This window comes from Flavitalea antarctica (assembly GCF_054461535.1).
Genome location: NZ_JBTLQG010000014.1, coordinates 40319 through 54041, shown reverse-complemented (window position 1 = coordinate 54041; position 13723 = coordinate 40319). Strand labels below are relative to the sequence as shown.

At 46.0% G+C, this 13723-nt stretch carries 12 protein-coding genes; 3 read left to right on the top strand and 9 right to left on the bottom strand.

All coding sequences use genetic code 11. The features are described from left to right. Positions 1 to 31: 31 nt before the first annotated feature. Both ACX0G7_RS14465 and ACX0G7_RS14460 read right to left on the bottom strand, forming a co-directional pair. Positions 32 to 826 carry a sugar phosphate isomerase/epimerase family protein gene (locus tag ACX0G7_RS14465; protein WP_458924204.1) on the bottom strand — a complete coding sequence of 265 codons (795 nt, stop codon included), beginning with the start codon at positions 824 to 826 and terminating at the stop codon, positions 32 to 34. A gap of 32 nt (positions 827 to 858) precedes the next feature. Then, positions 859 to 2241, bottom strand: a complete 1383-nt coding sequence (locus tag ACX0G7_RS14460) for a glycosyl hydrolase (RefSeq protein ID WP_458924203.1) — start codon at positions 2239 to 2241, stop codon at positions 859 to 861. A gap of 163 nt (positions 2242 to 2404) precedes the next feature. Between ACX0G7_RS14460 and gloA2 the strand changes: the two genes are divergently transcribed. After that, positions 2405 to 2836 (top strand): SMU1112c/YaeR family gloxylase I-like metalloprotein, encoded by a 432-nt coding sequence (gloA2, locus tag ACX0G7_RS14455; protein ID WP_458924202.1) that lies wholly within the window; start codon positions 2405 to 2407, stop codon positions 2834 to 2836. Positions 2837 to 2967: 131 nt separating this feature from the next. Here gloA2 and ACX0G7_RS14450 read toward each other — a convergent pair whose 3' ends face one another. The 5 genes from ACX0G7_RS14450 to ACX0G7_RS14430 all read right to left on the bottom strand — a co-directional run bounded on the left by ACX0G7_RS14450 (position 2968) and on the right by ACX0G7_RS14430 (position 9431). Beyond that, entirely contained in the window at positions 2968 to 3642 is a 675-nt protein-coding gene (locus ACX0G7_RS14450) for a YciE/YciF ferroxidase family protein (RefSeq protein ID WP_458924201.1), read from the bottom strand. 50 nt (positions 3643 to 3692) lie between these two features. After that, positions 3693 to 4718 carry a hypothetical protein gene (locus ACX0G7_RS14445; RefSeq protein ID WP_458924200.1) on the bottom strand — a complete coding sequence of 342 codons (1026 nt, stop codon included), beginning with the start codon at positions 4716 to 4718 and terminating at the stop codon, positions 3693 to 3695. Between the two features lie 662 nt (positions 4719 to 5380). Then, positions 5381 to 7507 carry a xanthine dehydrogenase family protein molybdopterin-binding subunit gene (locus tag ACX0G7_RS14440; protein WP_458924199.1) on the bottom strand — a complete coding sequence of 709 codons (2127 nt, stop codon included), beginning with the start codon at positions 7505 to 7507 and terminating at the stop codon, positions 5381 to 5383. 99 nt (positions 7508 to 7606) lie between these two features. After that, complete coding sequence (locus ACX0G7_RS14435) at positions 7607 to 8620, bottom strand: FAD binding domain-containing protein (RefSeq protein ID WP_458924198.1); 1014 nt, start codon at positions 8618 to 8620, stop codon at positions 7607 to 7609. A gap of 22 nt (positions 8621 to 8642) precedes the next feature. Then, a complete protein-coding gene (locus ACX0G7_RS14430; RefSeq protein WP_458924197.1) occupies positions 8643 to 9431 on the bottom strand; it encodes a 2Fe-2S iron-sulfur cluster-binding protein in 789 nt (262 codons plus the stop codon). A 463-nt stretch (positions 9432 to 9894) separates the two neighbouring features. Between ACX0G7_RS14430 and rhaM the strand changes: the two genes are divergently transcribed. After that, the gene (rhaM, locus tag ACX0G7_RS14425) at positions 9895 to 10209 is read left to right on the top strand and encodes an L-rhamnose mutarotase (RefSeq protein WP_458924196.1); all 315 of its coding nucleotides are present in this window, start codon (positions 9895 to 9897) and stop codon (positions 10207 to 10209) included. A gap of 83 nt (positions 10210 to 10292) precedes the next feature. Here rhaM and ACX0G7_RS14420 read toward each other — a convergent pair whose 3' ends face one another. Next, positions 10293 to 11219, bottom strand: a complete 927-nt coding sequence (locus ACX0G7_RS14420; RefSeq protein WP_458924195.1) for a glycoside hydrolase family 43 protein — start codon at positions 11217 to 11219, stop codon at positions 10293 to 10295. A gap of 485 nt (positions 11220 to 11704) precedes the next feature. After that, entirely contained in the window at positions 11705 to 12856 is a 1152-nt protein-coding gene (locus ACX0G7_RS14415) for an AI-2E family transporter (protein ID WP_458924194.1), read from the bottom strand. Between the two features lie 78 nt (positions 12857 to 12934). Here ACX0G7_RS14415 and ACX0G7_RS14410 point away from each other — a divergent pair, with 78 nt between their 5' ends. Beyond that, positions 12935 to 13720: an endonuclease/exonuclease/phosphatase family protein gene (locus ACX0G7_RS14410; RefSeq protein WP_458924193.1), complete on the top strand. Its 786-nt coding sequence runs from the start codon at positions 12935 to 12937 to the stop codon at positions 13718 to 13720. Positions 13721 to 13723: the final 3 nt, after the last annotated feature.

Here is a 13723-nt window from a genome sequence, read left to right as displayed (position 1 = left end):
AAATGATGGAAGAATTTAATCTTGAAACAAGCTATGAATACTTAAGATAGGCGTCCTTTATCTTACCAAGATAAAGGTCCTGATCCTGCTGCCAGTATATGTTCGAAAATATTTCTGCTTCATGGAACCCTTTGAACCCGGCTCTTTCCACCCAGCCCCTGATCTTTTTAATGTCTATACAACCCTCTCCCATCAGTCCCCGGTCGTTCAACATATCGAGGGTCGGCGTTTTCCAGTCACAAATATGAAATGCTGAAAGGTTGCCATTGGTACCACATCTTTCGATTTGTCTTTCCAGGTCACTATCCCACCATAGGTGATACACGTCGAGCGCTATGCCTACCCAGGGTGAATCGATTTCTTCAGCCATATCATTAGCCTGTCCCAATGTATTGATAGCAGAGCGGTCACCGGCATACATAGGATGTAAGGGTTCGATCGTTAGCTGAACCCCTGCCGCGGAGGCGTGATCGAGGCAGGCCATTATACCTTCGGCTATCTGTTTCCGTGAGTCCTCAAGGGATTGGCGGGGATCGGCCCCGCAAACCATAACCATCATCGGCGCGCCGATAGCATTGGCCTGGTCGATGGCACGGAGGTTATCTTCGATAGCGAGTTTTCGCTGCTGCGGATCCACCGAAGGAAAAAATCCGCCACGGCAAAGAGACACTACCTCGATGCCTGCATCAGCGATCATTGATCTGACCTCTGCCAGGTTCCTGTTTAACAGAGCATCCCTCCATATAGTGATCCCCCCGATCCCTGATGCGGCAAATTTTTGAACAGCGGTAACAATATCCCAGGGTTTGGTTGTGATCGTATGCACACACAATTTTGACAAGTCCGTGATCTCAGTCATCAGATAACACCGTTATAAAATGTGTAATAGGGTTCTTCTTTGATTATTTTCTGAATGTATAAAGCCACTTCACGGATATGATAATCTCCCCACATACATGACTCGCCATAAGGAATTTTAGCTCCCTCCGGCACGTAGTCCCAACGGTTGGGCCAATGATATACTGTGTGCAGCAGCAAACCCTGGTGTCCGGGATCTGTACTGATATATGGCTCTTCCAGTAAACTTTTTAAGACAGTAAGACCGGCCTGCCAGTATTTTTTTCCGTTTACGATCTCACCTTTATTTGTGAGATATCTGCCAAAACGGAGCAGGCCCTGGCAGGCTATCGCGGCAGCAGAACTATCTACCGGCTCAAATTCATTAAAGGGATCAGAAGGCTTATTGAGATAATCAGGTATTTTATGAAGCTGTGGCGCACCTGTATCCCAATAGGGAACTCCATCTGAAGGAGTATGATCAATATAAAAGTCACAGGTAGCATGCGCCGCCTTCAACATATAGTTTTCAATTGTCTCACGATTGTCAAGGGCCTCCAGTTCACCATCGGAGATAGTCTGCAGGTATTCCAGCTGTTCAGCAAAACCACAGATAGCCCAAGCAAGACCTCTTGTCCATGTAGTGAATCCTGTATATCCCTGTTGTGAATTTGGTGCACGGAAACGTCCGTCATTGGTATTAAAAAGACTTTCATGCGCGGTTCTCCCCCAGAGATCATAAGAATCCCTGCCTTCTCCATAAAACACGGAGTACATCGCCGTTGCTTTACAATGCAGCATGGCTCTTTCGAGCAGGTTAATACGGACATCGTTTTCCGCCTGGTAAATATGTCCGAGACTATGGGATAATGCCAAAGCACGGCACGACCTTATCGTATCAACAAACAATGAATGTGGGCCGTTGAAGGAATAGATGAATCCGCCGTTGCTGATTTTGGTCCACCTGCCCGCCTGAACGGCTCCTGAAACTTTTAACGCAAGTTCATAGAAGTTCTTCTCCCATTCATTGAACTCAATCTTACCTTCTTTCATCAACCTGAGAAGGTTTCCATAAGTACTTACATTGTTAAATCCATGATCGTGAACGCCGGTATGGGTAAGATGTGGCGCCATCACGGCCAGCGTCCGCCCCCGCCCCGACTCGAGATATGAAACATCACCGGTTGCATCAAATTGCAACAAGGAAGATCCGAACTGGAAACCCTGTGTCCATTCGGTCCATCCACGGGTAGTATAATGACCCTTTACTGTGAAAACCGGTGAGCCCTTCGAACTATCATAATGCCTCTCTATATTGCTGATTTTTTCGCCGGAAATTTCCCAGAATCGTTTTATCTGGTTTGCGAGATCATTTATACTTATTTCGAAGTCAATATTTATCATACGGAAAGCTGATCGTTTTAATAGTTTAACCTGGGATCGATAGTGCTATCGTTTCACGACAGACGAACGTCTAATCTACAGTTAATTTTTTAAATAAGGTTTGGATTATCCATGATATTTAGGAGGCTGCCGGATAACGGGCAACGCAATCGATTCCGAAAGTATGAATACAGTGTTTGATACATATCTTGCAAGTATGAAAAGCATACCTGAACTGCTGGGCGTTCATCATATCGCCATTATCTGCTCCGATTATAATCGCTCAAAGAAATTTTATACAGAGATATTAGGCTTGCAAGTAGTGAGAGAAGTTTACCGGGAATCAAGGCAGTCATTTAAACTTGACCTGGCCATCGGAGATCAGTATGTGATCGAATTATTTTCCTTTCCATCCCCCCCTCCCCGGCCCTCAACGCCCGAGTCATGTGGACTGCGACATCTCGCTTTCCGTGTTGAGGACGTTGAAGCGGCAAAAGCAGCATTGGAAGAGAAAGGGGTGTTTGTTGAGCCGGTGAGAACAGATGAGTTTACAGGGAAACGATTTACATTTTTTGCCGACCCTGACGGTCTTCCATTGGAATTGTATTCATTGTGAGACCTGCAATGTTATTTATCGTGACGACTGGAATTGTATATATCGTGACGACAAAAAAAATGATCCGGACCTAAGCCCGGATCACCACGGAGCAGCTACATATATGTCAACTGCTCAGGCACCACATTAATTTACATAGTCAGATTATTTTTATTCTTTTGGCGCTGGTTCCAGGAGTAGTTCCCTTCGTCTTCAGCCTCCATGTTTATATGACCCTCCGCGATATTTGTAAGTAACAGGTCAGTTTGTTCTTCTTCATTAAGTGTTTTGTCGAGCAGGTCTGCGGCACGGCGCAGGTCCATGGTTACCGCAAGCTGAACCAATCCGCCATAACTGGCTATTTCATAGTGTTCCACTTTTTGCGCAGCGATGATCAATGCTGCATCCCTGGTCATAGATCCTTTCTTGGTTTCATCGATGATGCTTTTCGCTTCTTTGATCAAACCGTCCATTGCCTCACATTTTCTTCCTTCGGGTTCCTGCCCGATTATGTTGAACACTTTTTCAAGCCTTTTTACATGCCTTTCGGTTTGAGCAAGATGGTTGTTAAAAGCATCCTCGAGTTCTTCCGTTGTACATGCCTTTGCAATTTCAGGCAAAGACTTCACCAACTGCTGCTCGGCATAATAAATATCCTGTAGTTGGCTGACGAAAAACTTCTCAAGCAATGATTCTTTGCCTTCCTCAATCTTTTCATTGCCTTCACCTTTTTCGGTATTTCTCATTTCCTGCTGCTCGTCTTTATTCATCATCCCACGTTTTGATGGTGACTGAACATCTGTTTGATTTTCTTCTTTCTCTTTCATATGTCAAGTTTTTAAAGTGGTTATGATAAAAGTTTATGAGTGATCCGGGTTTAGATAAACGGATCGTTATCTCTTGTTCTTGAATAATACCGGCTGGTGGAATTATAATCGGTACCACCCTGGTTTCTGCTCGGCATATTGCTGTAATTGCCTGTGCCATAGTTTCCCTTCATATTGGGATTCCGGTCACCGCTTCCCCTGTTCCAGTCTTCGCGGTCCTGGTTCCATTGTCCGCGATTTCCTTCATTGCGCCATGGTTCGGACTCACCCCGGTTCATCCCCCAGTCCCGGCCCTGGTTCCAATCCTGCCGGCCGCGGTTCATATCATCGTTTCCCTGGTTCCAGGCTCCACGTCCCTGGTTTCCTTCATTACGGCCCTGCCACCCTTCCTGTCTTCCATGCTGCCCCTGGCCCCAACCCTGGCTACGCATATTCCTGTCATCATCCTGCCAATTCCTCCGTTCGTTATCCTGCATCCAGCCCTGGTTCTCAGATTCTCCATAAAAACCCTGGCCATAATTGCTTCCATAACGGTTGCGCCAGTCCTGGCTTCCTTCATTACGCGCACTGCGGTTATCATATTGATTGAAGTCAGTACCACCGCTGTTTCGCTGATCATACTCTGTTGAGCCTCTGCCCCCCTGTTCATATCCATATCTTCCCTGGTTACCCTGCACAGTTCCGGAGCCATAACGCTGCTGACCAAGGCTGTTCTGCTGGCCCCGCTCCTGCTCTTCGTTACGACGGTTCATGCCGCCAAATCCTCTTTTCATGCGACGCTGTTGCTCATTCCCGGTTTGGCCACGGTCGGGGGGCCATCCCATTTTGTCAGAAGACCTGTTACCCTCCCTCTCATATCGTTGACGGTAATCGGCTGCATCGCCTTCCTGGTAATTTTGCCGGTTGGCATCGCTGTTTTTATTTGACCCGGATTCTTCCGGCCAGCGCCTGCTTCCACTATTATAATCGCTTCCTTTATCTTTCTCTCCCTGTGAAAAACGCTTGTATTGTTGTCCTTTGTCTCGTTGCTGATCATCGTCATAGTACCTACGCTGATCTGAATTTTGAGATCTCATAATAAAAATTTTTAGTCTTTATTAAAATAAGTCTATCACAATTTCAGGCACAAAGTATATGCCTGTTAAGCCCCCGCCTGATTAACGGAATTCTCTCCACAATGCAGATGAATTTGATCAACAGGTTGCGAACTTCCTACCTCATAATACCGGTAAGACCTATTGACAAATTATGAGCGTAAGTGTAAACGATTAGTGTTGCATCCTCAATCTGTGACAGGTAGTTATAGTGTATCTGGGAAGATGCTTGTCATGATAGCCCCAGGGATAATGCACTTCGTTATATAGGACGCTGATGATTGTTATGATCGCGCAGGGAGGATGCTCTTCATTATGCAGGAGCATGAGGTTTGCCATGATCTCGTCAGGGACGATGCTCTTCATTATGCAGGTGCATGAGGTTTGCCATGATCGCGCCAGGGACGATGCTCTTCATTATGCAGGTGCATGAGGTTTGCCATGATCGCGTCAGGGACGATGCTCTTCATTATGCAGGAGCATGAGGCTTATTCTGATCGCGCCGGGATGACACTCTTCATTATGCAATAGCTTGAGGTTTGCCATGATCGCGCCGGAATGATGCTGACGTTATAACGCCCGGGCAGGTTGAATCTGCCCTTAACATCGCGTGTCCTGATTTGTCGGTTGGTTCTTCTCTGAACCTATAATAGTTTATCCGGAGTAATTGGTAATTGCCGGACCCGTTTCCCGGTTGCATTGAACACGGCATTAGCTACGGCCGCAGCAACCCCGACTATGCCAACTTCCCCTATTCCCTTTACTCCCATTTTGTTGGAGCGCTGATCGTCCTCATTTATGAAAATGGTATCGAGCTGACCAATATCCAGGTTAGAGGGAACATGATAATCTGCAAAGGAATGGGTGATGAAGTTTCCATAACGTTCATCAACAACCGATTCTTCAGTAAGTGCCATTCCAATGCCCCAGATATTACCACCAATGATCTGTGAACGTGCAGTCTTCGGATTAAGAATTTTTCCCGCAGCAGTAACCGCAAGAAACCTGTTTATCCTGACAGTGCCAGTGTACTTATTAACACGTACTTCGGCAAAGTTTGCATTGAAACTATGGGCTGAATATTGATCTGCCTCCGCTAAAGGTTTGGCATCAACACGTGATTCAAATGACTGTATGTTCTCCGAAACCATTAGCTGGGCAGCTGTTGGCCTGGCAACAAATTGTTTTCCGGACTTTGCAAGCAATTCATCCGTGATTTTCGTGCAGCCATCGTTAACAGCATTGGCGAAGCTCGCAGCACCTACCGAACCAACAGAACCTGCAGCAGGTGGAAGATCCGAATCACCAATCATGATCTTGATTTTTGATACCGGGATACCAAGACCATCCGAGGCTGTCTGTGCGATTATCGTATGGGTGCCAGTGCCAAGATCAGAAGCAGCCAGCTGAACGACTGCATTAACTTCATTACCGGATCTTGCAAGTTTAATCATGGCTGAACTGTCGCGCTGCCTCGCGGGATAGGTTCCGCAGGCAACGCCGTAACCAACCCAATGATCACCATCGGAAACTGAACGCGGTTGAGCTTTTCTTTTGTTCCATCCGAATGCCTTGGCACCTTCATTAAGACATTCAACCAGTTTTCGGGAGGACCATGGTTTACCATTTGAGGGATCTTTCGCCGGTTCATTTTTTAACCTTAATTCCACCGGGTCAATTCCAAGTTTGAAAGCCAGTTCGTCTATGGCAGATTCAAGTGCGAAGCTACCGGTCGACTTACCAGGTCCGCGTGTATAGGTTGGCAAAATCATATGCATCGGAACAACGCGATATGTTATCAGGGAATTTGGCACATCATACATTAGTTTGGAACAATCCCCGCAAGGTTCTATAAACTCGTTGTTAATAGCGGTATGTGTTGTTGTTTCATGTATAAGTGAAACGAGTTTACCATCTTTTGTTGCAGACAACCTGAGCCTTTGATCATTGCGTTGACGCAGGCCCACAGAATTAAACATTTGTTGCCTGGTCAGGGCCAGTTTTACCGGGCGTTGAACTGCCTTGGCAGCAATAGCTGCCAGTACCATATTTGCCCACTGTCCCCCTTTGGAGCCAAAGCCACCACCGATATGAGTGGAAATGATACGCACATTTTCAGGCTTTAATTTGAGCGTGGCAGCAGCTGCCATCTGCGCACCATTGATGATTTGTGCACTGTTATATAAAGTAAGATTTTCTCCTTCCCACACAGCTATTGTGGCATGAGGTTCCATCGGGTGATGATGTTCAACCGGCGTTTCATATACCTCGTCTACCTTAACCGCTGCCTGTTCGAAAGTGCTTTCGGGGTTGCCACGACGCATGTCTGCTTTATCTTTTTCCTTAGACGGAACGGCGGCACTTTTTACTTTTTTAAAATCTGTTACGCCTTCGTCCTGCTTGTATTGCACTTTGATTAACCTTGACGCAGATCTTGCCTGCTCAAAAGTTTCCGCGACGACTACCCCGATATGCTGGCCCTGGAAAAAAATGTTTGCATTCTGCAACAATGCTCCTCCACGGATACCCCCATTTTCATTCAGCTCCGGAGCATTTTTATGTGTGATGATCTTTAAAACTCCAACAGCTTTTTCCGCTTCTGCAGTATCAATTTCACTGATGACCCCTGAAGCAATGGTACTTTTAATGATGATGGCATGTGCAACATTTTTTACAGGGTGATCTGTTGAATAAGTTGCTTTACCAGTCACTTTTAAGATTCCATCGATCCGGTCAACTGCGGTGCCGGTCACGTTTTTCTTGTTATCCATATCAGGAATGATTAATCAGATGTTTGTTTGATCCGTTGAGATGTTTGATTCACCTGTTCAGATGTTTGGTTGTCCCCTGGAGATGTTTGATTCACCTGTTCAGATGTTTGTTTGCCCCGTTTTAGCTGCCATGTTAAGCGCTCTTACAATCCCTTGTTTTCCCAGTTCTATTTTAAACTTGTTATGCGAGAGTGGCCTGGCAGGTTGCATGGCAGCCTCTGCTGCTTCAACAAATAAAGCTTCACTTATTTCGCGACCAACCAGGATCTTTTCAGCTTCATACACCCTCCATGGTTTGTGAGCCACACCGCCCAGTGCGAGACTTGCTGATACTATCCTGTTCCCTTCGACCTGTAATCCTGCAGCTACAGACACCAGTGCAAAGGCATAAGATGCCCTGTCCCTCACCTTCAGATAATATGATGACCCGGAAAATTTAGCCGGAGGCAATTCGATTTCGGTTATTATCTCGCCCCGTTCAACGCAGGTTTCTTTTTCCGGTGTATCTCCCGGCAACAGGTGGAAATCTTTGAATAAAATGCTTCGTTGTTTCCCCCCGGTGCCAGTCACTTTTACTACCGCGTCGAGTGCAGCCAGGGCCACGGCCATATCTGACGGGTATACGGCCACACATGATTCCGACCATCCGAAGATCGCATGCATACGATTAAAGCCCTCCAGCGCACCGCACCCCGAACCTTTTTCCCGTTTATTGCATGGCATGGCAACATCATAAAAATAAGGACATCGGGTTCGCTGCAAAAGGTTCCCGCCATTGCTCGCCATATTACGGATCTGGGCGGAAGCACCCGCGAGTATGGCAGCAGATAACAATGGATAACGTTCGCGAACCAGGGGATGATTTGCCGTATCACTGTTTTTACCTGCGGCACCAATGGATAATCCGCCTGCATTTTCGCCTTTCGTGATGGCCCGGACATGGGTAAGTTTTACGCCCGAAATATCAACCAGTTCTGTCGGGCGCTCAACATCTTCTTTCATAAGATCAAGAATGTTGGTGCCCCCGGCAAGGAACCTGGCATTGGGTTTTTCGCTGACCAGTTTCACCGCAGCATTTATATCTGTTGACCTGGTATATTTAAATGGCCTCATATTGTTGGGGTATTTAAGATGATTAACCGGCGAACTGCCAGTTTTCTGCATTCGCTTTTTTTCCACCGTGCACTTCCCTGATAGCAGCAACGATGTTTGGATAAGCACCGCAACGGCAAATATTTCCTGACATTCTTTCCCTGATCTCTTCGTCTGATAACTGAAGGCTGCCTGCAGGTTTTCTAAGGTCCGGGGTTACATAACTTGCATCACCCTGTTTCGCTTCCGCAAGCAATGCAACCGCGGAGCAAATCTGACCCGGCGTACAAAACCCACACTGGAATCCATCATGTTTAATGAAGGCCTGTTGGAGCGGGTGTAATGTATTCCCTTTTGCCAGTCCCTCAATGGTGACTACTGCACTGGCCTCACAACTAGCTGCAAGGGTAAGACACGACAATACCCGGCGATCATTAACCAACACAGTACAGGCGCCGCACTGGCCGTGATCACAACCTTTTTTAGAGCCTGTCAGCTGTAGTCGTTCACGAACGGCATCGAGCAAAGTCATCCGCGGATCAACCATCAGTGATTTTGGCGATCCGTTTACCTTGAAGCTCACCCGAACCGCATTTTCGAGAGACAACGGGTCGGTACCTTCAGGTTCCGGCGCAATGGTTCTTGCAGACAGCTGTTCAATTCCCAATAAATGAGTAGCCATGACCGTGCTTCCGGTCAGTGCCATTAGTTTCAGAAAATGACGTCGGTGCAATCCGGTGTCTAAGATTTCCTGGAGGTCCTCCGGCATAATTTTATTGAACAGGGCCTTCTCATCGTCAGTGAGATCCGGCTTATTATCTTTGTCTGACATAGTCTACATTATTTACAGTACAGTCCCTATGGTTTATAAAATGATCCTGGAAGTTCAACACATAACTCTCGTAAAGGTTAACAGATAACTCCCGCTTGGTTGACAAATAAATCTCCAAAAGGTTAACAGATACACCTGCAAAAGTCAGCTGATACTCTGGCAAAAACTAACAACCAATGCCAGTGATCGGGTAACACCTGATCTTTGTGCTGGCGGCTCATCATCAATTTACTGAAATTCATATTAATTCACTTACGTGATTTTTGAATTCATTTCATCATACAATGCCTGACAGTACTGCAATTTGCGCACCGCATGAAATCCAGCTCATGCTCAGGATTTGCTCCAAGGTTTCGTAACCTCACAAAATATTATCCAACCCGCAGCTCAGGCGAAGAGTAATGAGCGCCGGCTGGAAAAAAATCTTTATGTTTATCACCGGCAGTTTTAAACGCTGATACTTATGAAACGAGTTGCTTTCACAATGAAACTGAATCCAGGGCAGGAAGCTGTCTACAGGAAAAGGCATGACGAGATCTGGCCGGAACTTGTTAAGCTTCTTAAAGATGCGGGAATTTCCGGGTATTCGATATTCCTGGATCCATCCACCTTAACATTGACCGGGTTCCTGACCACTAATAATCCGGCAGCATATGATTTGCTCCCGCAATCCCCCATTATGCAGAAGTGGTGGCAGTATATGAAAGACATTATGGAAACCAACGCTGATGGTTCACCGGTTGCGATCAGGTTAGAGGAAGTTTTTCACCTGCCATGATCTATGGTGTTGCTGTAAATTCCTATTGCTATTGAAATGACTGCCGTTTTCACCTGTTGTTATCAACGGTTCGAAACCAAACTCTAGCTGGTCATGATGATCTTCTGTATGGTGCCGTCTTCATTGAAATTTAAGTCATCTATACAAACAGAGCGACGGTGACTTCCTCCACCCTCCAGCGCGCCATTGTGGTAAACAAAGTATGAACGCCCGCGAAAGTCGAGTATAGCGGGTGAGTTGGTTTCGCAGTTATATAAAGCATCATTGATGATGCCTTTAAATTCCCAGGGACCGTCAATATTTCTGCTCATGGCATAGGCAACCGCTTCAGGCATTCCGTACCCGTATAACAGGTAATACCAACCACTACGTTTGTAAATAAAAGCACCTTCACTGAACCCGGGTAAGGGCACGGTCCGGATCTCGCCATCCAGTTCCAGCATGTTGTTTTTCAGCTTCACATAATAACAGACACTGTTACCCCAGAACAAATAGGCCTGGCCATCATCATCAATGAGCACAGTGGGATCAATATCATCTTTGTCAATGGTTGTGGCCGTGGTCATATCATTGGTGATCAGAGCAGCGCCGATTGCATCCCGAAAAGGACCCGCCGGTTTGTCTGACACCGCAACTCCAATAGCTTTTCCTTTTATGTGTGCATGTGAAACTGCTACGTACCAAAAAAACTGGTTACTGCGCCAGGTAACCTCAGAAGCATATGCATCTCCTTTGGCCCATTTAAAATCCAATGCTTTCAGTGGCACAGGGTGTTCGGTCCAGTTCACTAAATCATCAGATGAAAAACAAAGCCAGTCGTTCATAAGATAATTGTCAGAACCAGGAGGAGCTTCATCATGTCCCGTGTATAGATAGACCTTGTCATCATGAACCAATGCCACGGGGTCGGCAGTGAATTTATGCCTGATGACGGGGTTGCGGTGAATACCTGTGGGCCAGGTTACTGAGTTTTTATTTTGCTGAGCTGGTCTGTGACGTTGGATACTCATGGTACAAATTTCGGGTAAATGAAATTTTAACGGACCGGACTTACAGGTAGTCTTTCCTCCAAAGAAAAACCGGTTCAAATTCTTGAACCGGCTTGATTATCTTGTTGGCAAAAACAATCAATGGTTTTATCACAGGTCAATGCTGTAGGAAGGATTAGGGCATTAATTAAATAAATATACGTAACCTGGAGCAAATTTAGGATGTCGGTCCGGAAAATATTTTTTTACACAACATTTCCCCCACTAACGGTAACAGCACTAAAGCTGAATAGGGCCGGGTCAAAATAAAGCGGTTTGTTCGTCTTTATAAAATCCCGGGACCAAAACCTGGACCTGACTAACGGAAATGCCTATTCGAAGACGGCAATTAATTTCTAAGATTTCTTTTGATCACCGGCCATTCGTTTCCACGGTTTTCTTTGAATTTCCCAGCCGTCATCACTGTTATAAAACTTTGCGATAGTGCACTGAATGAGCGCGGGCCGTCAGGTGGTTCCTTTTGATTCGGGCGGATTTTCTGTCTCCGCTTCGGGTGTCTTCGGAGATTTGACCATTTTTTTTCTGAATACGGGGAAACTCATCGGGTTGCGGGCCGGCCTTTCGTCACCGAATAAAACACCCCATTGTTTGAATGATTCCGCCCGGTCAAAAATGATCTTCAGAACTGCTATCACCGGTAGTGACAGGAACATACCAGACACGCCAGCCACAGCACCACCTATAATTACACCCACGATACTTGCAAGGGCATTAATCCTCACTTTGCTACCAACAATCTTTGGCATCAGGATATTATTATCCAGGAACTGGACAGCCGCAATAACAATCAGAACGGTCCATACCGGGGCCATCTCATCTGAAGACGTAATCGTGAGTAAGACCCCGATGATGTTACCGATCAGGGCACCGACATAAGGGATCAGGTTGAGGATTGCAAAGATCACCCCGATCAGCAGTGCGTGTTTGTTGCCAAACAGCATAAGCACTCCACCCAACAAAATGGTTATATAAGTGATTTGGATAAGAAGGCCGATCAAATAGCTTTTCACGATGATCTGGGTTTCTTCCATTGCGTCCTTAAGACTGTCATGACTGGATGGTGGGAACCAGAGAAAAATAAAACGGAGCAACAGGTTCTTATAAAACATGATCAGGAAAATATAGATGGGTACCAGTCCCAGCAACACAAAAATGGACGTTACCGATGTTGCTGCGCCGCCGAGCATGGAACCAGCGTTATTGATGATTTTACTGCTCTGCTCCCTGATTATATTCAACTGACGCTCGGTAGAAAAGTTTGTCTTTTTATTCACCCACGTGCTTAGTTCGTTAAGGTGATGCATTACATTTTTTTCAAGTTGCGGAAAGTCCTGGATCAGCTTCCCGATCTGGGCTGAAAAAAACCAGACGATGAGACCCAGGAGAATAAACAGTATGAGAATACAGATGGAGATCGAAAGGATTTCCGGCACTTTTTTATTCATAAGCCTCCGGTGCAAAGGGAGGAAAACAACGCTCAGAAAAAATGCAAGCAGTAAGGGAGTAATAACTCCATTTCCGGCGACGAGGATCATTCCCAGTACGAATAATCCAATCAATTCTATCGATCGCCGCACAGTCAGGGGGAACTCCTTCATAAAAGAATTTAATGGTGTTGCGGAATGTTATCAATAAGTGGGCCGGCACGGCTATTATTTCATAATTTCGCCCGCTCTATGAATTATCAGTTCAGACTTGCTACATACAATTTACGATATGCAAATAATAAAGACATCGGGAATTTATGGATCGACCGCTCACCCGTTGTCATTAACCTGATCAGGTTTCATGAGTTTGATATTCTTGCAACGCAGGAGGGACTGAAAGCACCACTCGATGAAATAAGTAACGCATTACCTTATTATGAGCGCTTTGGAATTGCCAGGGATGACGGTCAGGAAGCCGGAGAACACTGCGCCATTTTTGTCAGGAAGGAAAAGTTTAGTCTCCTCGAAGGCGGAAACTTCTGGCTTTCCCAGACACCGGAAAAACCTGGATTTGGGTGGGATGCAAGGCATAACCGGCTCTGCACGTGGGTGAAACTGCTTTTGAAAGAAACCGGCCAGGTATTTTTTGTGTTCAACGCACATTTTGACCATTATGGGATTGAGGCAAGAAATGCAAGCAGCAAACTACTGTTGGAAATGATCCCGAAGATAGCCCGCGAAGTTCCCTGCATTGTAACAGGTGATTTTAACAGTGACCCCCAGTCGCAATCTTACCTCGCGCTGGCCCATTCAGCGATCCTAAAGGATGCATCTTCACTGGTCGATCATCCATACATAAATAATCCGTCATTCAATAGCTGGGGAAACGAAAGCGAAGATAATAAAATGATCGATCACATTTTTGTGAGCCGGGAATTCAGCGTAAAAAAATATGGGGTGTTAACCGATACCTATTTTTCAAAAACCCCCTCGGACCATTTCCCCGTAATGGCGGATCTTGAACTGGAGTTATAGAAT

Excerpts from the sequence above, each read along its gene's own strand:
- ACX0G7_RS14460 (WP_458924203.1), bottom strand. The coding sequence starts at position 2,241 with ATGATAAATATTGACTTCGAAATAAGTATAAATGATCTCGCAAACCAG.
- gloA2 (WP_458924202.1), top strand. The coding sequence starts at position 2,405 with ATGAATACAGTGTTTGATACATATCTTGCAAGTATGAAAAGCATACCT.
- ACX0G7_RS14450 (WP_458924201.1), bottom strand. The coding sequence starts at position 3,642 with ATGAAAGAGAAAGAAGAAAATCAAACAGATGTTCAGTCACCATCAAAA.
- ACX0G7_RS14445 (WP_458924200.1), bottom strand. The coding sequence starts at position 4,718 with ATGAGATCTCAAAATTCAGATCAGCGTAGGTACTATGACGATGATCAG.
- ACX0G7_RS14440 (WP_458924199.1), bottom strand. The coding sequence starts at position 7,507 with ATGGATAACAAGAAAAACGTGACCGGCACCGCAGTTGACCGGATCGAT.
- ACX0G7_RS14435 (WP_458924198.1), bottom strand. The coding sequence starts at position 8,620 with ATGAGGCCATTTAAATATACCAGGTCAACAGATATAAATGCTGCGGTG.
- ACX0G7_RS14430 (WP_458924197.1), bottom strand. The coding sequence starts at position 9,431 with ATGTCAGACAAAGATAATAAGCCGGATCTCACTGACGATGAGAAGGCC.
- rhaM (WP_458924196.1), top strand. The coding sequence starts at position 9,895 with ATGAAACGAGTTGCTTTCACAATGAAACTGAATCCAGGGCAGGAAGCT.
- ACX0G7_RS14420 (WP_458924195.1), bottom strand. The coding sequence starts at position 11,219 with ATGAGTATCCAACGTCACAGACCAGCTCAGCAAAATAAAAACTCAGTA.
- ACX0G7_RS14415 (WP_458924194.1), bottom strand. The coding sequence starts at position 12,856 with ATGAAGGAGTTCCCCCTGACTGTGCGGCGATCGATAGAATTGATTGGA.
- ACX0G7_RS14410 (WP_458924193.1), top strand. The coding sequence starts at position 12,935 with ATGAATTATCAGTTCAGACTTGCTACATACAATTTACGATATGCAAAT.